Raw genomic sequence first — 19,245 nt, 5'->3', positions numbered from 1 at the left:
GGTACAGCTAGGGAGCGGGGCGCGAGGCGTCGGTCCACACGGTGATGATGCTGCTGATGTACCAGCGCTGGCAGAGGACCAGAGCGATCAGCACGAAGCTGACCCACGCCAAAGTGCGCTTCGATGCGCGCGCCGGGGTGCCGGCAAGCATCACCGGAAACGTGGGCGCGAGCAGCAGATAGCGAAACACCGCAGGCAGCATGGGTGTCAGCGCCAGCAGATAGCAGGGATATGCGAAAGACCATGCGCGGAGCTCGGGGGCCCATACGCGGGCACGCGGGACGAGCATTGCGATCGCCAGCAACATTACGACGAGCCCGATCAGGGCGGGGCCGCCGGGACCAAAAAGCCGGTAGGTGTCGCCGAACCAGCTGACCTGGAGATTCCGCTGCCCCGCGCTCCGCTCCATACCTGCGCTCGCTCCGATAAAGGCAGATGCCATCAACATCCAAGAGACAACCCCGAATACCGCGCTGCAGGCGACGAGGAGGATACCCGCGGCCTGCCCGGGCCGGTTCTTCCAGAAGGCCCCCTCTCGCCTGTAGCGCAACCACGCATGGACGACCACCGCGAGGAGCAAAGGCAGTGTGACGATCCGTGTCATCGATAGGCCGAGGACTGCGACGGCGGCCCAGCCATACTTACGGTCCACGAGCAGATTGAGTGACGCCATGAGGAACAAGAGCGCTAGCGACTCGCTGTAGCCGATCTGCAACAGGGGCGCCGCGACCCAGAATGACGAGAACAACACGGTCACGGACGCCAAGAACGCACCTCCTGTGCGTTGCACGAGGCGGTACATGAGCACCATGGCGGCCGCGCCCGCCAGACAACTCACGATCGTCGCCGCCACGGGGAACGACAGCGACGTCACGATCATCACGAGCCGCACGATCATGGGGTAGGCGGGCGGGAACGCCCACGTCCACAGGGTGTTACGTGTGTCAGTTGGGCTCCCGCCTGGGGCGGGCAGCTCATAGCCGTCCGTCGCGATCCGCCGGTACCACTGGGCGTCCCAGTTGGAGACAATGCCCGAGTAGCCGGGGTCGGACGGGGTCGGCTCGTACACGTAGTAGTCGAGGCGGGTCCGGGTGAGCGCCACCTGGTCCTCGGCCGCCATGGCCAAGAGCACGGCGTCAACGATCCGAGATGTCGCGAAGATGGCCAGCGGCACCCACCAACGCCCGAGCCAGGCGAGCACCCCATCGACGAGGCGTCTCGCCGGTGCAGAGGCCTCCGCACGGGTCGGATCCTCGGGTCGCGTCAGCTGCGACTGCCGTTCATCGCGCATGTGGTCCCCTCCGACGAGCGCGTACTCGAGCCTCGCGATGGCCATGGCTCGGTGCCAGCCGGAGACGCCGTGAGCCTAGGCGATACAGGTCACATCGGCCGGTCTTTGGACATCCCCGACCCATGCGTGTCACGGATATGTCCGTTTGCCGGACACGGGGTAGAGGACCGGTGCACCATGAGGGCGGACGGATCCGCCGGGGGCGGCGCACACGACCAACGGGGTAGCGATGACACAGCAGACGCAGGGAAGCGGCGGGCCGACGGCCGAGCCGCGAGTCCTCGTCGTCATGCCCGCCTTCAACGAGGCCGAATGCATCGCGGCGGTGCTGACCGAGGTCCTCGACGCCCTCCCGGCAGCGGACGTCCTCGTCGTTGACGACGGCTCGGCGGATGCCACGGCCGCCATCGCTCGACGCTTCCCCGTGAAGGTAGCGCGCCACCCCTTCAACATGGGCGTCGGGGGCGCCATGCGCACCGGCTTCCGGTACGCCTCCGCGAACGCCTACGACGTCGTCGTCCAGATCGACGCGGACGGTCAGCACGTCGCATCCCAGGCACAAGAACTCATTGATGCCACGTCTCAGGTCGACATCGTCATCGGCAGCCGCTTCAGTTCAGGTGCCGGCTACGACGTCCACCGGATGCGGGGCACCTCGATGCGCCTCGTCGCCGGGCTCATGAGCCTCGTCGTCGGCAACACGCTCACCGACTCGACGTCGGGCTTCCGTGCTTTCTCCAGGGCCGCTGTCGAGCTGTTCGCCCACCACTACCCATGCGAGTACCTCGGCGACACAGTCGAGTCCCTCGTCCTCGCACGTCGGTCGGGCCTTCGGGTCGGAGAGGTCGGCGTCGTCATGCGTCAGCGCGCCGGCGGTCGACCGAGCCAGGGAACGGTCTCTTCGATCGGCTACGCCGGCCGCGCGGTGGCGACCGTCTTCCTCGGCATGGTTCGCGCCAAGCCGGTCACGGGCGGCGTGCTGCAGTGACAGGCGGATTCGGTCTCGCGCTCGCGGGGGCAGCACTGGTCGTCCTCACCATCTTCGAGATGGTCAGGCGTCGCTACATCCGAGGACGTTTCGCGGTGACCTGGACGATCGTCGGCGTCATCACGGCGCTGATGGCGCTCGCCCCCGGTGCTCTCGACTGGGCGGCCCAGGTGACCGGGGTCGCCGTGCCCCTCAACCTGCTCTTCTTCATCGGCTTCCTCGGCCTGCTGCTCATCCTCATCCAGCTCACCGCAGAGATGGGGCGCCTCGAGAAGCGGTTGCTCCGCGTCGCCGAGGAGGCCGCTCTGCTGCGCCTCGACACCGAGACTCGGGGTGTGTCGAATCAGACCGAGGCGAAGACGTTGAAGAGCGACTGAGGCGAATCGACTGGCCCACCAAGCCTGTCGAATGGTCGAGATGATCAGCGGCGCGCGGAGTCCCGGTGATCGGCATACCAGTCGTAGGCCCGCTCCACGCCGGCGCGCAGCTCGACGCCAGGTCGCCACCCCAGCGCCTGCAGTCGAGACACGTCGAGCAGCTTGCGAGGGGTGCCGTCCGGCTTGGAGGCATCCCATTCGACTGCGCCTGTATACCCGGCAACCTGTGCGACCAGGTCGGACAGCTCGCGGATCGTGAGGTCCTTCCCGGTGCCGATGTTGATCGGGGCTGGGTCGTCATAGTTCTCGAGGAGGTGCAGCACGGCCGACGCGAGGTCATCCACATGGAGGAACTCACGACGAGGGGCCCCCGTACCCCAGTTGGTCACGGTCGAGGCACCTGTGCGGACGGCATCGTCGAAGCGACGGATCAGGGCAGCGAGCACATGGGACGAGTCGACGTCGAAGTTGTCGCCCGGACCGTAGAGGTTCGTGGGCATGGCACTGATCCAGCGTCTGGCGTACTGGCGTCGCATCGCCTGGACGTGCATGACACCGGCGATCTTCGCGATGGCGTAGGCATCGTTGGTCGGCTCGAGGATCCCGGTCAGGAGCGAGGACTCCTTGATCGGCTGCTCGGCAAACTTCGGATAGATGCACGAGGAGCCAAGCAGGAGAAGGCGATCCACGTCGTATGCGTGAGCGGCATCGAGCACGTTGACCTGGATGCGGACGTTGTCGGAGAGGAATTCGACCGGCCGGGTGCTGTTGGCCAGGATGCCACCGACGCGCGCGGCCGCCATGACCACATAGCGGGGCCGCTCCTTGTCGAAGAAGGCGAACACCTCGTCGCGTTCGCGAAGGTCCAGGTCCGACGAGGGACGCCCGACGAGGTTCGTGAAGCCCGCGCCGTCGAGGTGACGCCAGACCGCACCGCCAGCGAGGCCGCGATGTCCTGCAACGTAGAAGGGGGCGCTCCTGTCGAGAGAGGTCAGAGCCGACGTCACGTGCGCCGCATCTTTCGGGCGCGGCGTGAAAGCTGGTCGGACACGACGTTGATGGCGACTCGAACAGGCCGCTCCCACAGCACTGCCAACGGCCTGACCGCGGACGGCAGGTGCCGCCGTCGGACGCTGTCGCCCTCGGTGATGGACAGATCACGGTTCGCGACAGTGAGTGCGTCCGGATGCCATCGATACTTCGCGATCCGGCTTCGCGTCGTGACGTAGCGGCCCTGTCCGCGCAGTCGAAGGAACATGTCGAGGTCCATGACGAACCTCAGGCTCTCGTCGTATGGCCCGACGACGTTCATGGCAGACAGCCTGGTGAGGGATGCCGGCTGCGGGATGAGGTCCGGGCCCCACGCGAGCACGCGACGCGCCCATTTGCCGGCGCTGCTCACAGCAAAGACCTCGCCGCGATCGTCCATGTAGTCGCACGCACCGAACGAGACGACTGCGCCGTGATCTGCCTCCAAGAGGTCGACAAGCTCCCGCAACCCATCAGGATGCAACTCGTCGTCGTCACCGATCCATGAGAAGTACGCCTCGCCGTCCGCCTGGGCGATGCCGACGTTGACCGCTGCTGACAAGCCTCGCTTCGGATCGTCAACGACGACAGCGCCATGCTCCTCTGCGATGCGACGTGCATCCTGAGCCCCAGGGGGCACGACGACGACCAGGCGTACGTCGACTCCCTCTTGTTTGCGGATGCTCGCGAGAGCAGGTCCGAGGGTGTCGATGCGCTCACCGAGGGTCGGAACCACCGCGAGCACGGCGCCGCGATCAGTCATGAGTCCAAGCCCGGTGCACCCATGGGGAGCCTTCGCTCTCGAGGGACTTGACGTCGGCATCGACCATGATCCGGGCAAGATCCGGTGTATGGACCTCGGCCTGCCAGCCCAAGACTGACTTGGCGAGGGAGGAGTCGCCGATGAGTGCATCCACCTCCGTGGGCCGGAGGTATCGCTCGTCGAACCGAACGTACTTCTGCCAGTCGAGGCCGGCGTGATCGAAGGCGAACTGGACGAAGTCGCGCACCGAGTAGGCGCTCCCCGTGGCGACGACGTAGTCGCGCGGATCGTCCTGTTGGAGCATCAACCACATCGCCTCGACGAACTCCGGCGCGTAACCCCAGTCGCGGACGGCGTCGAGGTTGCCGAGGTAGAGCTCACTCTCGATGCCCGCCTTGATGCGAGCCACCGACCGGGTGATCTTGCGGGTCACGAAGGTCTCGCCCCGACGCGGGCTCTCGTGGTTGAAGAGGATGCCGTTGACGGCGAATAGGCCGTAGGCCTCTCGGTAGTTGCGAGCGACCCAGTAGCTGTACACCTTGGCGGCACCGTAGGGGCTACGCGGGTAGAAGGGAGTCTCCTCGTTCTGCGGCGGCACCGCCGCCCCGAACATCTCAGAGCTCGACGCCTGGTAGAAGCGGCACTGCAGACCGATCATGCGGATCGCCTCGAGCAGCCGGATCGTGCCCAGCCCAGTGGTGTCCCCGGTGTACTCGGGCTCGTCGAAACTGACCCGCACGTGCGACTGGGCTGCGAGGTGGTAGACCTCGTCCGGCCGCACCTGAGCAAGCAGCGTCACAAGCCGAGAACCATCCGTGATGTCCCCGTAGTGGAGGAATAGCTTGGCCTCGGACTCGTGCGGGTCGACGTAGAGATGGTCGATGCGGGTCGTGTTGAAGGTGGATGCTCGCCTGATCAGGCCGTGGACCTCGTAGCCCTTGGCCAGCAGGAACTCCGCGAGGTACGAGCCGTCCTGCCCCGTGATGCCGGTGATCAGGGCACGTTTCGTCACGACACTTCCTTCGTCTGGATGGCACGCAGCCCGCCCACGTAGAACTGGTGCGGGCGCCCGGTCATGCTACTCACGAGCGGCACGGGCGCGTGGCGCAAAACAGGCACTCGTCACAAGTTCACCTCCGGGCTGAGAGCCATGCGCGGGCCGGCGCCCACTCGCTCGGCGGAAACAGTCCTCGGCCGCTGCAACGGGAAAGGCCGCGTGAATGCTCCCGGTTTGGCCGCTGGCACGACAGGCCGGCCCTAGCATGGCCCGCGTGAAACTGTCCCTGATGGTGCCCACCTTCAACAGTGGGGAGACGATCGAGCGCACGCTGCGTGCCGTAGTCGCGCAGCGCCACCGGCCGCTCCAGGTCTTGGTCTACGACGAGGCAAGCGGGGACGACACACGTGAGATCGTGAAGGCAGTCCTCGCCGAGGCGCCCCACGATGTCGAAACGCGCCTGATGACCTCGGAATCGAACTCGGGACCGGTCCGGGCGTGGCGAGTTCCGCTGCACGCCATCGACGGAGACTGGTGCGCGTTCGTGTGGGCCGACGACGTCCTGGCCCCGGACTACAGCGAAAAGATGATGGCCGGTGCGGATCGCGCGGCTGCTGCCGGACGAAAGATCGTCTCGTGCTCGGGTCAGGTGGAGACTCGTCAGGCCACGACCCCCTACTACTCGGACGAGCGCGGCGTCGTATCGGCTACGGACTTCTCCGAGGCGATCTTCATGCGCCGGCTCCCGCTGACACAGATATGCGCCGTGTATGAGACGAACACGGCTCGCGAGGTGTTCGAGCGCCACATCGAGATCGAGAACCCCCGTGGTCTTGACTACAACCGGTTTCCCTACGGCAACGATGTCGGCTTCCTGTCCGAACTGGCCGCCGCCGGCGGCGGGGTAGAGCTGCTGGGCGAGCGGCTTGTCACGCTTGTCGACTCGACGTCGAGCATGACCCGGCGCGGCGGACGTGAACACCTTTGGCAGATGCGCTGGCAGTACACGTACAACCAGCTCCGGGTCTGGTCCTGGTGGGCCGACCGCGGCATGCCGGGGGCATCTCGGTTGCGGCAGCTCGGGCGCAACCGTCTCGCCCTGTGCTCTCTCATGCTCGGGGGCCAAGGTGCGAGGCTTAAGCCGACCACCTACGTGGCAGCCGCCCGTGGCTACTTGGACTTCCACAGGCTGGACTACCAGAAGCACCACCACACGCTTGACCAGCATCGTGAACTGACAGCCCCAAGACCAACTCGAGGGAAGAACCACCAATGACGCCTGCACCCAGCCACGACATCGTTGAGCGCACGGCGTGCCGCGTGTGCGGATCGACCGCGCTCGAGTCCGTGATGGACTTCGGCGAGCAAGCCATTGCCGGTGTGTTCCCGCCTCGAGGCTCAGCATCACCACGTCGCTATCCTCTTGAGCTTGTACGCTGCGCAGCCGACCGCGATGCCGAAGCGTGCGGCCTGGTTCAGCTCAGACACTCTGTGAGCAGCCACCTTCTGTATGACTCCTACTGGTACAGGAGCGGCATCAATCGAACGATGACCGACAATCTGCACCAGATCGCCCAGCAGGCTGCAGAGATCGTCGGCGGCCTGCGCTCGGGCGACCTGGTCCTCGACATCGGCTGCAACGACGGCACGCTTCTCGATGGCTACCAGGCGCTGACTCCCGAGGGCGTCGAGTTCCTCGGGATCGATCCATCCGACGTCACGCGGTATGCCGTCGAGAAGGGCTACAGCGTCGTCAACGACCTGTTCACCCGGGACGCCTTCGAGGCTCGGGTTGGCGAGCGCCGAGCAAAGGTCATCACGAGCATTGCGATGTTCTACGACCTTGAGTCCCCCTGCGCCTTCGCCAAAGACATCGCAGCATGTCTCGCCAGCGACGGCGTCTGGGTGACGGAGTTCTCCTACATGCCGACCATGCTGGCAATGAACAGCTTTGACACCGTCTGCCACGAGCACCTCGAGTACTACTCGTTAGCTGTCATCGAGAGGGTTTTGGCGAGCGCTGACCTTGAGGCCGTCCGCGTCGAGCTGAACGACGTGAACGGCGGCAGCATTCGCATCTTCGCCGGGCATCGTGGAAAGCACACTGTGGCGCCAGACCAACTGGAGCGTATGGCGCAGATGCGTGAGGAGGAGCAGCGCTTGGGACTCTCTACGGCCAAGCCCTACCTCGCATTCAAAGAACAGTCGGAGCGTGTGCGCGGCCAGCTCAGTGCCCTGCTTCATCAGTTGCGCGACGAGGGGAAGCTAGTCCACATCTACGGCGCGTCCACGAAGGGCAACACCACGCTGCAGTACTGCGGCATCGATGCCGACCTCATCCCGATGGCGGCCGACCGCAACCCAGACAAGTGGTCGTCGGAAACGATCGGCACCGGCATCCCGATCGCGTCGGAGGCTGACTCCCGCGCCGCGCACCCTGACTACTACTTGGTCCTCCCCTGGCACTTCTTGGACGAGATGGTCGAACGCGAGACGGAGTTCTTCGCCCGTGGTGGTCAGTTCATCATCCCGCTGCCGCACGTGAGGCTGGTTGACGGCTCGAGCGCCGGGTCGTGACCTCCAGCGCTGGCCGGAGGCTGACGCTCGGCGACGGCTGGCGTCGGCTGTGGAGGCACAGCTACCGAGTCGGGGCTCGTTGGGTGGTGCGCGACGCGAAGTCGGGCTGGAAGGCAGGCCGCATCGGATGGGTGCGATTTCTCGTCCCACTGGATCCATGGCGCTACTTCGAGCTCGGTCGAGTGGCCGAACAGCATTTCGACGGCAGCTGCCTGGACGTGTCCAGCCCCAAGCTGCTCACGTCACTCCTTCAGCACGAAGGTCGGGGGACATGGGTGGGTACCGACCTGTTCAGTCGTGAGATCGACGGCTGGCGCAGGCTGGACCCGGCGGTGCGTCTCGAAGTGGAGGACGCCACAGCTCTGTCCTACGCCGATGAGTCCTTCGACTACGTCGTCTGCGTCTCGGTGCTCGAACATGTCGGAGACGAGAAGGACGCCATCGCACTGGCAGAGATGTGGCGCGTACTCCGACCCGGAGGAGTCCTTCATCTGACGACGGACGTAGCCACCGAGCCGAAGGTCGTCCACGTCGACGACCTGATCTACGGAGAGGCCAGCAGCCAGCACGAGGGGCGGGTCTTCTTCAAGAAGGACTACGGCGTCGCAGAACTTGACGAGCTGCTCGGCCTGCGTCCGTGGACCGAGAGGCTCCGTGAGTACGCGGTGCAACGGCGCCCTGGTATCGAGACAACTTTCTACGCGCGGGCACCTTGGTCCTACGCGTACGGGCCGCTCCTCCGCTGGGTGTGCCCGCGGAACTTCGTCGGCTCCGAGTCTCCCGACGTTCTGGAGGGGGCAGACCACGGTGTCGTCTACGTGCAGCTCGAGAAGACTTCCGGGACCCACGCGTGAGCCTCGGCGAGGCAGCAGGCCGCCGAGCGCTCGTCATCGGCTGCGCAGGGCAGGACGGCTCGTACATGTGCGAGCTCCTCGTCGCCAAGGGATATGAGGTTCTAGGGGTCACGCGGCCCTCGAGCGATCCCGCCCTGACCAACCTGTCGTCGGTCCTCGACCGCATGCGAGTGCTGCGTGCCGACCTCATGGACACGCCTGCGCTTGCTCGGGCACTCCAAAGCCACCAACCCGACGAGATCTACAACTTCGCTTCCGTGTCCTTTGGCCCGGACGCCTGGACCGAACCTGCACGAACCACCGAGCTCGGCACTGTGGCCCTTGCCCGCCTGCTCGAAGAGGTAATACGTCACGTGCCGTCGGCAGGCTACTTTCAAGCGTCGTCGGCTTGGGTGTTTGGCAGGCCGACCTATGCACCCCAAGACGAGTCGACACCCATCGCGCCGCTCGAGCCTTACGGCGCTGCGAAGGCGTTCGGGAACCACCTCCTGCATGCCTACCGTGACCGCTACGGGCTGCGCGCCTCCTCCGGGATCTTCTTCAACCACGAGTCCCCCAGGCGACCGCTTCATTTCGTGACGCGGAAGATCACTCACGGGGCGGTCCTCATCAGCTTGGGGAGGCAAGACGTCCTGACCTTGGGATCGTTGGACGCCCGCCGAGACTGGGGATACGCCGCCGACTACGTCGACGCGGCCTGGCGGATGCTCCAAGCGGACGTTGCTCAGGACTACGTCGTTGCGACGGGACACACCCACACGGTCCAGGAGTTCGCGGAACGGGCCTTCTCACGCGTGGGGCTCGAGTGGCGTGAACACGTCCGGCACGACGACGCGCTGCTCAGACCATCATCTGGATCAGTAGCCGATCTGGTCGGAGACTCTAGCCGAGCGCGACAGGACCTGAGATGGTCGCCGAGCACGTCCTTCGAGGACCTGGTCGACCTGATGGTGGATGCCGACCTTCGACGTCTGTCCGTAGCGGATGGGTCTGATGCAGACTCGTTGAATTAGTCCCTCCGAGACCACACTGCTCCAACAAGTGGCACGACAGAGGCAACTATGGGCGCCCAGAACAACGCTCCAACGTCGACCGGCAGGAACAGTGCTGCGGCAAGCATGGCTACTGCACCCGCCGCCCAAGCCACCACCGCATGCCACGGCCTTCCTGCGGCAAGGAGCCCGGTCGCTTGCGCGGCAGCCGCTACGGCGAGCACCGTGGAGCTCGCCAATGCCAGGCCCGTCCGAGTCTCGAGCCCCAAGGGACCTCCATATAGCAGTGGGAGAAGGAAGGGCGCCGCTGCCAAAGCGGCCAAGGAGGCGCACGCGGCCAAGACCACCGAGCGGACGGTGACCCGGCGCAGGGCACTGTCGAATCCCTTTCGGTCCCCTCGTCCCCAGATCAGGCTCAAGTTCGTGAGCGCATGGACGAGCACGCCTCCCACCACGATCAAGGCCGCCCGGAAGTAGCTGTTCGCAACGACGAACGCGCCGGTCATCTCACCCGCCCGCCACTCGAGCACGAGAGGTAAGGCGTTGACACACGCCTGGTACCCCAGGGCGTACATCACGAAGGCCGTATGCTCGCCATCCTCCACGCGTGCCGGCGCTAGTTGGACTGCTCGATGCTGATGGACAAGCGCCCACAACCCGCCCGCGAAAAGGGGCACACCCACAGCAGCGGCGAGCGCGGCCGGGACCCACGGCGACTCCCCTCCCACCACAGCGGCGGCGAGAAGCAAGATGCGACACAGCCCCTCGACTGCTTGTGACTGGCCGTAGGCGCGCATGTCACCAGCACCGAGTAGGCGCCCTCGACTCAGGGCGCAAAGAGACCACCCGAGCACCGCAAGACAGGCACCGGGGACCAGCCACGGAAATCGCTGCTGCGCGTCAGACCAGCCGAGCATCAGGGCAACAAGGACACACCCGGTGATGGCCGCGAACCAGAGACGGCGAGTAGCCGCAGCAGTTGACCAGCCCGGCTCGACGTTCAACCTCCGGTTCACCAGTTGCTCTGTAGGGGCCGCAACCCCGAGTCCGAAGATGGTCGAGATCGTCCATTGCAGCGCAAGCCCGCCGAAGACGGCCTCCCCGAGCAATCGCGGTCCAACTGCCAGCAGAGCCGCCCCTGACGTCGCTACCACCGCCAGTGCCACGGTCACGCCGAGCGCTCCCCCCTGCCTTTGGGCCTGAGGACGCCACCGCGCACCAGCAATCGCCGGCCCCGCAGGAAAGGGACGGCTCACGAGCGAGGCGCGCGTTCATCGAAGGCCATGCGGTCAGGCTAGTGACACACGGCTCTGCCGGCGCAGGTTGTCGCGGTTTGGCGCTCAGGTGGCTCGAACGCAGCCGCGAAGGCAAGATCTGGGCGTGGCGGCTAGGCCCTAGTGGCGCGCTCGGCGCCGTCCGAACAGCGTGGATACACGGGAGCCACGGTGGGCGGCAGCCATAGATCGAGCGGCCTCTTCCTCACGCAGCTGCTGGAGCATCGTCTTGGGCGGCGGCGGCGGCCAGTCCTGCGCGCGCGGGTCCTTGGTGTCCATGTAGTACTCGGTCCACCCGTAGTCGTCGCGGTAGCGCAGCGTGCCGTCGCCGACGTAGTACCAACCTGCTGGCTTGTCGTTCATGGTCAAAACCCCCAAAGATCACGCACCCATGTGGGAGCCCCCCTCCCGAGCCACAATCTACGGCTGCCAACCGGCCGGAATCCACTGATGTCTAATTAGTCCGATTTGACCGAGGCGCAAGGTGTTCCGGCCCGTTACATCGCCCCGACGGCGCTCTTCGAGCCCCACACACGGCCCGCGCCCGGTCCGGCTCCCGGGACGCCTCGGAGGCTGGGGCCGCCCTCTCGCTAGAATCAAGGCGGCTCACGGCGACGATGCGAGTGGCCATGGTGTGCCGGGAAGACTGGTCGGCGGCCCATGACCCATCCCCTGAAGGGACCCCCAAGGTGAGCGACCCGCACCCCAACGCGACCCCGCCGACAGCGGCCCGAGACAGCGCCGGCAACCGGCTCCTCGGCCGCGGCAGCTGGCGCGAGGCTCGCTTCGTGGCCGACGCGCTTCGGGCCGAGACGGTCGGCGGGGCGATCCTCCTCGCCGCCGCCGTCGCCGCACTCGTCTGGGCCAACTCCCCCTGGCGCGACGGCTATGCGGCCCTGCGCGACACCGTCATCGGCCCGCACGCCTTGCACCTCGACCTGTCGCTCGGGACGTGGGCGGCCGACGGGCTGCTCGCCGTCTTCTTCCTCGTCGCCGGCATCGAGCTCAAGCGCGAGTTCGTCGCGGGTGACCTCTCCGACCGACGCAAGGCGGCGCTGCCCATCGCGGCGGCGGTCTGCGGCGTCGCGCTGCCCGCGATCCTGTTCGTCGTCACGGCGACGCTGATGAGCCGAGGCGAGAGCGCGAGCGAGCTCAGCGGCATACTCCGTGGCTGGGCCATCCCGACGGCCACCGACATCGCCTTCGCCCTGGCGGTGCTGGCCGTCATCGGCACGCACCTGCCGAGCGCGCTGCGTTCGTTCCTGCTGACCCTCGCCGTCGTCGACGACCTCATCGCGATCACGATCATCGCCGTCTTCTACACGGACACGGTCAGCCTCCTTTGGCTGCTCGCGGCCGTGGTCCCCCTCGCCGCGTGGCGCCTGCTGCTCAAGCGGAAGATCACCAACCCGTTCATCCTCGCCGTCCCAGCCCTGCTCGCCTGGGTCTTCGTCCACTCGAGCGGCGTGCACGCGACGGTCGCGGGTGTGCTGCTCGGCCTGCTCGTCCCCGTCAACCGCGAGGTCGAGGACGACCCGGACCGGCACTCGCTGGCCGAGCGCATCGAGCACAAGATCAGGCCCTTCTCCGCCGGCTTCGCGGTGCCGGTCTTCGCGTTCTTCGCCGCCGGTGTCACGGTCGTCGGCGGCGGCTTCGGCGCTGCCCTGCGCGACCCCGCCGCGATCGGCGTCGTCGTCGGACTCGTCGTCGGCAAGGCCGTCGGCATCCTCGGTGGCACGTGGGCGGTCGCCCGCTTCACCCGCGCCGAGCTGGACGAAGATCTGGCCTGGACTGATGTCCTGGGACTCTCCCTGCTCGCCGGTGTCGGCTTCACGGTGAGCCTGCTCGTCGGCGAGCTCGCCTTCGGCAACGGGTCCGAGCGAGACGACCACGTCAAGCTCGCGGTGCTCTGCGGCAGTCTCATCGCCGCACTGCTCTCGAGCGTCGTGCTACGAGCGCGCAACCGCCACTACCGAGCGGTCGAGGCGCGGGAGACGGCAGACGATGACCATGACGGCGTTCCGGACCTCTACCAGGCGAACTGACATCGCTCTCCGCGCTGCCGGGGATGCGCCGCCCACCGACGATCTGCTCGAAGTGCGCCACACGCCACCCGCTGGCCGATATCTTGCCCAGATGCCAGGGGGTACGAGAACGCTGCAGCGCTCCGCAGATGCCGCCACGCCTGCACGGCGACGTTGGGCACCCCTCGTGCTGCTTGCGCTCGGCTACCTCTGCCTCCGTGCCTTCAACATGGCAGAACTGTGGGTTGGCGCGAGCTCGCAGGCGGCCACCGGGCCGAAGGATCCCTCTGGCACGCCGGCCACCTACTACGTGAACACGCCCACTCCGGCCGCCCCCGGTCTTGGAGGCGTGCTCGCCAACTGGGACGGGCAGTGGTACGAGCGCATCTCGACAGACGGCTATCCGAGTGCCGCCGAGGCGCGGTCCGCCAACGACCGCTGGACCTGGGCTTTCCCGCCGCTCTTTCCGATGCTCGTCCGCAGTGTCATGAGCCTGACAGGACTCGGGTTCCCGGTGGCAGCCGTTCTGGTGAACCTTGTCCTGGGCGCGCTGGCGACCCTGCTGCTCTACCAGCTGCTGAACCGAGCCGTTACGCCCACCCTGGCCGTTGTCGGGGCGCTCAGCCTCAGTGTTTTCATGTCGGCGCCGCTCTTCGGCATTGCCTACAGCGAGCCGGCCGCTCTGGTGTTCCTCCTCGTCGCGCTCCGCGCCACCATCGCGCATCGCTATTGGCTGGTCCTGGTCGCGGTGGTGCTGCTCGCCTTTACTCGCCCTGTCGCCGCGCCGCTTGCTGCGGTGTTCGTCATCCACTGGTGGGTGCGCGGAAGACGACCGGGGGTCCTCGGATGGAGCGACCACGCCATGCTGGCGCTCTGCACCGTGGCCGCCGTGGCCTCACCATTCATGTGGAACAACATCGCAGCAGTGCTGTTTGGTGCGTCAGGCAGCAGCGGCCCGGCGGGCGGATCGCCGTCAGGCGTGTCCAGAACCGCGTCGCTGATCAGCTCTTTCGACTTCGGATGGTTTGCGCGTGCAAACGACGAGGCGGGGCCTGTCGGTGTGCTGGTGCTGATTCTCGTGGTCGTGGGCGGACTCGCCGTTCCGGTCGCGGCCGCCAGACGCATCGGATTGCCGGTTGAACTCCAGGTCTGGGGGGTGGCCTACATCGGGTTCGTGCTGCTCGTCACGCCCGTGACGCCTGGCTTCCTGCGGTATCTCCTGCTGGCCGCCCCGCTGCTCGTGGCCGTTCCGATGTGGACGCTCACGTGGACCCACCGCGGAGTTGGGGCGGTGGCCTTCAGTCTGATCATGGCCGCGGGTCTAGGGGGCCAATGGTTTTGGATCCGCTACGTCTACATCCTCGACCCTGGACCTGCGCTCGTCCCGTGGAGCCCGTAGTCGGGCAGGACCCGCGAGATCGTGCGCCTTCTGCCAGCTCCGCAGTCGCGGTATTGCCGCCAGGACGGCGAACACGGCGTATCCCTCGAGGTTCGGTGACGCGATCAGCACCGCGGGCGCCAGCAGCCACGCCTTGGAACGGCGCGCGGCGAATGCCGTCACCAGCGCGCCCGCGATGACCCGAAGAGGAGTGCCCGTCCCCCGCGCTCCGGCAGAGTCCCTGAGGAAGTCGAGCCAACGCACCCACGCGTCCCGGGCCGCGGCGTACGACACGGCGACGACCGCGACGGTGGATCCCACGGCCCACAGACATGCACGCCACTCTCGCCGCACGACGAACCACAGGAGCACGACACCGGGAGAGATCTTGGTGACGAACGGGAAGGCAATGACACCCGGCCATCCCCCGAGCATGAGTACGAGGACGACCGCCAACATCACGTAGACGTTCCCAATGAGCACATCCGGCAACAGGAATAGACCGACGACCACGCCCTTCAGCGCACCGAGAGGGACGAGAAGCCACACCAGCCCAGCCACGCCAGCCGCGGCCCACAAAGCCTGAAAGACGGGCCACGGGACGTGCGCGAAGGGACTCAGCACCTGCGCCAGCACGGGAGAGTAGAGATAGGCGTCCCGGTAGCCGACCGGGCGCGTGTACCAGCTCGCGGGGTCGGTGGCCGCGAGCCAGTAGGCGTGCGAGTCAAGACCCAAGGTTCCTGTCGACGAGTAGCCCCGTACCTGCATCACGACGAAGAGCACTGCGCCGGGCAGCAGGGCCAGCCAGACGGCGGTGGACGGTCGGCGAAGCTCCGCGGGGAAGTGCGCCATCAGGCCTTCCCCCGTTCGTCCTGACCGACGTCGACGGTCAACTCAACACAACGCTTGGACGATATCTGCACAGCCGTCGAGGCGGTGCACAATCTGTCGTGTCGCCTGCGGTGCACGTTCGGGTAGGGACTGCGCAGTAGGGTTGCATCTGGTAGGCGCGACCGCGCAGTCACCGACGATCACCGAGGAAGTGAGCCGATGAGCACGGATCCCCGGCAGGAGCGGACACTCGGCCAGCTGGTCGCGTCCGCGACACAGGACATCTCGACGCTAGTCCGCAGCGAGATCGCCCTGGCCAAGGCTGAGGTCTCGGTGCAGGTCAAGAAGGCGGGTGTGGGCGGTGGCCTGCTCGCCGGAGCGGCCGTCATCGTCTTCTACTCCGTCTACTTCCTCTTCACGACGATCGCCGAGGGCATCCAGGCGCTGGGTCTGCCGCGCTGGGCCAGCTTCCTCATCGTGACCGTCTTCATGCTGCTCGTCGCGGCCGTCCTCGGCCTGCTCGGCGTGAAGAAGATGAAGACCGTCGACCCCACCCCGGCGAAGACGATCGCCGAGGCGCAGGAGACGGTCGACGCGATCAAGTCGGCCGTCGAGCACCCGGGCACGACCGTTCCGGCTCCGCGTCCCGAGTGGGACCGCCCGAACCTGCCGGCGGTGCCTGCCGACGCACCCGTCGCGCCCGCGACCTCGGTGTCGAGCAACGGGAGCACGTCTGGCACGCCCGACCCGTCCCGCGACGCCTGACCAGAGACGCCCTACCGCACCCATGTCCGTCGACGCTGCCTTCGTCAACATCGACGGTCCGTGGGAGCACCGCTACGTCTCCGCCAACGGCGCCCGCTTCCACGTCGCGGAGCTGGGCGACGGGCCGCTCGTCCTCATGCTGCACGGCTTCCCACAGTTCTGGTACGCGTGGCGCCACCAGATGGTCGCGCTGGCCGACGCCGGCTTCCGGGTCGCTGCCATGGACCTCCGCGGCTACGGCGGGTCCGACAAGCCCCCGCGCGGCTATGACACCTACATGGCGACCCTCGACGCCGCGAGCGTCATCCGTGCCCTCGGGGAGAAGGACGCCGTCGTCATGGGCCAGGGCCTCGGCGGCTGGATCGCCTGGTGCATGCCCATCCTGCGACCCGACGTCACCCGCGCCATCGCGTCCCTGTCGATGCCACACCCGCGGATCCTGCGCCACGCGATGTGGTCCAACGCCAAGCAGCGTCGCGCGTCGTCGTGGATCGCCGGCCTCCAGAAGCCCTTCGCGCCCGAGCGCGAGATGGCGAAGTCGCACGACTACGTCGAGGACCTCCTCCGCTCGTGGTCCTCACCCTTCGGCAGCTTCCCGACGCCCGAGGACGTCTGCCGCTACGGCGACGCGATGATGATCCCCTTCGTGGCCCACTCCGCCGCTGAGCACTACCGCTGGCTCGGCCGGTCGGCGGTGCGGCCGGACGGCCCGATCTTCATGCGCCGCATCCGTCACGCGATCCGCGTCCCGGTGCTCCAGCTCCAGGGCAGCGACGACGGCTGCGTCATCGCCGCCGCCACCCACGGGTCGGGCGCCTTCGTGCCCGGCGACTACCGCCACGTCAAGGTCCCCGGCGCGGGCCACTTCCTCACCGAGGAAGCGCCCGACCAGGTCAACGCCGCCCTCGTCACGTGGCTCGGATCCCTTGCCTGACATGGAGCTCGACCTTCCCGACGCTGGCGGCGTCACGTGGTCGGTGTGTATTCGCGACGGCGTTGGTATGCCGTTGGCGGCTTCGGCTGCCGACGTGCCGTTGCGCACGGCCTCCGTCGGCAAGGTGCTGCTCCTCGTCGAGACGGCTCGACTCATCGCCGCCGGCGACCTCTCACCCGACGAGCCGCTGACCCGCTCCGTCGACCTCTGGGTCGGCGACTCCGGTCTCTGGCACACACTGTCGGTCGAGACCCTCCCCCTCATCGACGTCGCGGCTCTGGTCGGCGCCGTCTCCGACAACCTCGCGACCAACGTCCTGCTCCGGCGGGTCGGGCTCGCCGAGGTCGCTGCCCGCGCCACGTCCCTCGGCCTGCGTGCAACCGCCCTGCACGACCGCGTCCGGGACGTCCGTGGCGCCGACCACCCCGCCACGTTGTCGACCGGCAGCGCGGCCGAGCTGAGCCAGCTCATGGCGCGCCTCGCCTCCGGCACGGCGGCGGGTCCCGACGCGGACCGCCTCGTGCGGCAGTGGCTCTCGGCCAACGTCGACCAGTCGATGGTGGGTTCCGCGCTCGTCGAGCAGGGCGGACTCGACCCGATCGCCCACCACTCGTCGCTGGACCTGCCCACGACGTTCTGGAACAAGACCGGGACGGACTCCGGGGTACGAGCCGACGTCGGCGCGGTCACCTCAGGCGATCGGACGATCACCTGGGCCGCCGTCGCCAACTGGGACCCCACCCCAGGCACGACGCTGGACCACCTCACGGTCTGGGCGGTCCTGCGCGGGATGCGCCACATCGGCGAACAGGTCCTCGCCCAGCTGTAGCGCGACCGAATTCGCACGAATCGCGGACTTCTCGACTGGTCTCGCGGACAATGACCGAGGCGCATCCCTCAGCCCGCGCCGCCCTCGTCGCTGACCTCGGGAAGTCATGACTACGCCAACAACACGCCCCTTGGCCACGGTGTCGCCACCGGTCGCGCTTGTCGCGACAGCCCTGCTGGCCTGGCTGCAGTGGCGAGGCGTCACCAGCGGCATCTGGGTGGACAGCGATGTCTACGTCATGGGGGCTCGCACACTGCTCGATGGCAGCGACCTCTATGCCGACGCCACCTCCGTTGACCTCCGCTTCACCTACTCGCCGTTCGCGGCCGCGATCTTCGTGCCACTGGCACTCCTGCCCGTGGAGGTCGCCCGGTGGAGTCTGACGGCACTGTCCGTCATCGGCCTCCTGACCACCGTCCTCGTGCTCGGACGGCGTCTCCACCTGAAGCCTTGGGTCATCGCATGGCTGGTTCTCGCGACCGCAGCGCTGGAGCCAGTCCTCCGCAACCTGCTCCTCGGTCAGATCAACCTCATCCTCATGGCGCTTGTCGTCATCGACCTCCTGGTCATGCCGCGGCGATATCGCGGCTTCCTCGTGGGCGTCGCCGCCGGGATCAAGCTGACACCCGCCGTATTCGTCATCTATTTCCTCTTGCAGAGAGACTGGCGCTCCGCGGGACGAGCCGGGATCGGTTTCGTCGCGTCAGTTGTCCTCGGAATGCTCGCGGCGCCGTCCAGCACCGCGGCCTTCTGGGGCGGCGGGTTCCTCGGACTGGGGCGGTTCGGCGCCGACGCGGTCGTTGGCACCGATAACCAGTCGCTACTGGCAGCATTGCTGCGGCTCCTCGGCCGTCCGGATGTGCCACTCATCGTGCAAGCGTTCCTCGCATGCGTGGGCCTTACCCTCGGAGCCCTCGCTGCCCGTCGAAGCCTTGCCTTGGGCGGCCCAACCGCTCAGGTCGCGGCCATCGCCTGGATCGCTATAGGGGGCCTTTTGGCTTCCCCGGTGTCGTGGACTCACCACTGGGTGTGGGTCGTCGTGGTTCTGGCGGTTCTTGTTGCTCGACGCGAGTACATCAAGGCGACACTCGTCCTCTTCGCTTTCTGGTTCCCGCTCATCTGGATGCTCTACACCGAGGTCGCCTTCGCAGAGCTGACCTTTCCTTGGTGGAAGTCTCTGCTCTCTGTCGTTTATGTCGCGGCGGGTCTGGCCCTCCTCGTCTCCGAGGCCACCCGTCGCGGGCTCGTCGAAGCCCCATCCCCGATCTGGCCACCGGCAGACCCTGCGGAGTCGGCCAGCGAGCCTGCTTCGGCCTGAGGCCTACCGACTCCCTGCCGCTCG

The 19,245-nt window shown here is 67.1% G+C and carries 18 protein-coding genes; 12 read left to right on the top strand and 6 right to left on the bottom strand.

The window, feature by feature from the left end; genetic code table 11:
- Positions 1-7 precede the first annotated feature (7 nt).
- Entirely contained in the window at positions 8-1,291 is a 1,284-nt protein-coding gene (locus ACSSS0_RS14330; protein WP_487228512.1) for a hypothetical protein, read from the bottom strand.
- A 229-nt stretch (positions 1,292-1,520) separates the two neighbouring features.
- Here ACSSS0_RS14330 and ACSSS0_RS14325 point away from each other — a divergent pair, with 229 nt between their 5' ends.
- Positions 1,521-2,279 (top strand): glycosyltransferase family 2 protein, encoded by a 759-nt coding sequence (locus ACSSS0_RS14325; RefSeq protein ID WP_487228511.1) that lies wholly within the window; start codon positions 1,521-1,523, stop codon positions 2,277-2,279.
- Positions 2,276-2,656, top strand: a complete 381-nt coding sequence (locus tag ACSSS0_RS14320; RefSeq protein ID WP_487228510.1) for a DUF2304 domain-containing protein — start codon at positions 2,276-2,278, stop codon at positions 2,654-2,656. Before ACSSS0_RS14325 ends, ACSSS0_RS14320 begins: the two co-directional genes overlap by 4 nt.
- Positions 2,657-2,700: 44 nt before the next feature.
- Here ACSSS0_RS14320 and ACSSS0_RS14315 read toward each other — a convergent pair whose 3' ends face one another.
- The 3 genes from ACSSS0_RS14315 to gmd are packed head-to-tail and all read right to left on the bottom strand — an operon-like array spanning position 2,701 to position 5,460.
- Complete coding sequence (locus tag ACSSS0_RS14315) at positions 2,701-3,663, bottom strand: GDP-L-fucose synthase family protein (RefSeq protein ID WP_487228509.1); 963 nt, start codon at positions 3,661-3,663, stop codon at positions 2,701-2,703.
- The gene (locus ACSSS0_RS14310; RefSeq protein ID WP_487228508.1) at positions 3,660-4,448 is read right to left on the bottom strand and encodes a glycosyltransferase; all 789 of its coding nucleotides are present in this window, start codon (positions 4,446-4,448) and stop codon (positions 3,660-3,662) included. The genes ACSSS0_RS14315 and ACSSS0_RS14310 overlap by 4 nt, the downstream gene beginning before the upstream one ends.
- Positions 4,441-5,460, bottom strand: coding sequence for a GDP-mannose 4,6-dehydratase (gene gmd / locus ACSSS0_RS14305; protein WP_487228507.1), 1,020 nt, complete (start codon positions 5,458-5,460; stop codon positions 4,441-4,443). The genes ACSSS0_RS14310 and gmd overlap by 8 nt, the downstream gene beginning before the upstream one ends.
- 259 nt (positions 5,461-5,719) lie before the next feature.
- Between gmd and ACSSS0_RS14300 the strand changes: the two genes are divergently transcribed.
- The 4 genes from ACSSS0_RS14300 (at position 5,720) to ACSSS0_RS14285 (ending at position 9,889) form a co-directional block, all read left to right on the top strand.
- Positions 5,720-6,721 carry a glycosyltransferase family 2 protein gene (locus ACSSS0_RS14300; RefSeq protein WP_487228506.1) on the top strand — a complete coding sequence of 334 codons (1,002 nt, stop codon included), beginning with the start codon at positions 5,720-5,722 and terminating at the stop codon, positions 6,719-6,721.
- On the top strand, positions 6,718-8,022 hold the full coding sequence (locus ACSSS0_RS14295) for a class I SAM-dependent methyltransferase (RefSeq protein WP_487228505.1): 1,305 nt from the start codon (positions 6,718-6,720) through the stop codon (positions 8,020-8,022). The genes ACSSS0_RS14300 and ACSSS0_RS14295 overlap by 4 nt, the downstream gene beginning before the upstream one ends.
- 86 nt (positions 8,023-8,108) lie before the next feature.
- Complete coding sequence (locus ACSSS0_RS14290; protein WP_487228504.1) at positions 8,109-8,876, top strand: class I SAM-dependent methyltransferase; 768 nt, start codon at positions 8,109-8,111, stop codon at positions 8,874-8,876.
- Positions 8,873-9,889 (top strand): GDP-mannose 4,6-dehydratase, encoded by a 1,017-nt coding sequence (locus ACSSS0_RS14285; protein ID WP_487228503.1) that lies wholly within the window; start codon positions 8,873-8,875, stop codon positions 9,887-9,889. Before ACSSS0_RS14290 ends, ACSSS0_RS14285 begins: the two co-directional genes overlap by 4 nt.
- 1,373 nt (positions 9,890-11,262) lie before the next feature.
- On the opposite strand, the gene ACSSS0_RS14280 is transcribed toward ACSSS0_RS14285, so the two are convergent.
- A complete protein-coding gene (locus tag ACSSS0_RS14280; RefSeq protein WP_487228502.1) occupies positions 11,263-11,505 on the bottom strand; it encodes a hypothetical protein in 243 nt (80 codons plus the stop codon).
- Between the two features lie 326 nt (positions 11,506-11,831).
- Between ACSSS0_RS14280 and nhaA the strand changes: the two genes are divergently transcribed.
- On the top strand, positions 11,832-13,187 hold the full coding sequence (gene nhaA / locus ACSSS0_RS14275; RefSeq protein WP_487228501.1) for a Na+/H+ antiporter NhaA: 1,356 nt from the start codon (positions 11,832-11,834) through the stop codon (positions 13,185-13,187).
- 166 nt (positions 13,188-13,353) lie between these two features.
- A complete protein-coding gene (locus ACSSS0_RS14270) occupies positions 13,354-14,565 on the top strand; it encodes a hypothetical protein (RefSeq protein WP_487228500.1) in 1,212 nt (403 codons plus the stop codon).
- Here the strand turns inward: ACSSS0_RS14270 and ACSSS0_RS14265 are convergent.
- Positions 14,488-15,396, bottom strand: coding sequence for a glycosyltransferase family 87 protein (locus tag ACSSS0_RS14265; RefSeq protein WP_487228499.1), 909 nt, complete (start codon positions 15,394-15,396; stop codon positions 14,488-14,490). The two genes, ACSSS0_RS14270 and ACSSS0_RS14265, sit on opposite strands and share 78 nt — an antisense overlap.
- A gap of 198 nt (positions 15,397-15,594) precedes the next feature.
- Here ACSSS0_RS14265 and ACSSS0_RS14260 point away from each other — a divergent pair, with 198 nt between their 5' ends.
- The 4 genes from ACSSS0_RS14260 to ACSSS0_RS14245 all read left to right on the top strand — a co-directional run bounded on the left by ACSSS0_RS14260 (position 15,595) and on the right by ACSSS0_RS14245 (position 19,221).
- A complete protein-coding gene (locus ACSSS0_RS14260) occupies positions 15,595-16,140 on the top strand; it encodes a phage holin family protein (protein WP_487228498.1) in 546 nt (181 codons plus the stop codon).
- A gap of 22 nt (positions 16,141-16,162) precedes the next feature.
- A complete protein-coding gene (locus ACSSS0_RS14255) occupies positions 16,163-17,074 on the top strand; it encodes an alpha/beta fold hydrolase (RefSeq protein WP_487228497.1) in 912 nt (303 codons plus the stop codon).
- A 1-nt stretch (position 17,075) separates the two neighbouring features.
- Positions 17,076-17,903, top strand: coding sequence for a serine hydrolase (locus tag ACSSS0_RS14250; protein WP_487228496.1), 828 nt, complete (start codon positions 17,076-17,078; stop codon positions 17,901-17,903).
- A 139-nt stretch (positions 17,904-18,042) separates the two neighbouring features.
- Positions 18,043-19,221: a glycosyltransferase 87 family protein gene (locus ACSSS0_RS14245; protein WP_487231210.1), complete on the top strand. Its 1,179-nt coding sequence runs from the start codon at positions 18,043-18,045 to the stop codon at positions 19,219-19,221.
- Positions 19,222-19,245 lie beyond the last annotated feature (24 nt).

The organism is Terrabacter sp. R4-6, assembly GCF_057529065.1.
This window is presented reverse-complemented; position numbering and strand designations above follow the sequence as displayed.

Bases quoted from the DNA above. Each gene is read 5' to 3' on its own strand.
- ACSSS0_RS14330 (WP_487228512.1), bottom strand. From the start codon at position 1,291: ATGCGCGATGAACGGCAGTCGCAGCTGACGCGACCCGAGGATCCGACC.
- ACSSS0_RS14325 (WP_487228511.1), top strand. From the start codon at position 1,521: ATGACACAGCAGACGCAGGGAAGCGGCGGGCCGACGGCCGAGCCGCGA.
- ACSSS0_RS14310 (WP_487228508.1), bottom strand. From the start codon at position 4,448: ATGACTGATCGCGGCGCCGTGCTCGCGGTGGTTCCGACCCTCGGTGAG.
- ACSSS0_RS14295 (WP_487228505.1), top strand. From the start codon at position 6,718: ATGACGCCTGCACCCAGCCACGACATCGTTGAGCGCACGGCGTGCCGC.
- ACSSS0_RS14280 (WP_487228502.1), bottom strand. From the start codon at position 11,505: ATGAACGACAAGCCAGCAGGTTGGTACTACGTCGGCGACGGCACGCTG.
- ACSSS0_RS14265 (WP_487228499.1), bottom strand. From the start codon at position 15,396: ATGGCGCACTTCCCCGCGGAGCTTCGCCGACCGTCCACCGCCGTCTGG.
- ACSSS0_RS14260 (WP_487228498.1), top strand. From the start codon at position 15,595: ATGAGCACGGATCCCCGGCAGGAGCGGACACTCGGCCAGCTGGTCGCG.
- ACSSS0_RS14255 (WP_487228497.1), top strand. From the start codon at position 16,163: ATGTCCGTCGACGCTGCCTTCGTCAACATCGACGGTCCGTGGGAGCAC.
- ACSSS0_RS14250 (WP_487228496.1), top strand. From the start codon at position 17,076: ATGGAGCTCGACCTTCCCGACGCTGGCGGCGTCACGTGGTCGGTGTGT.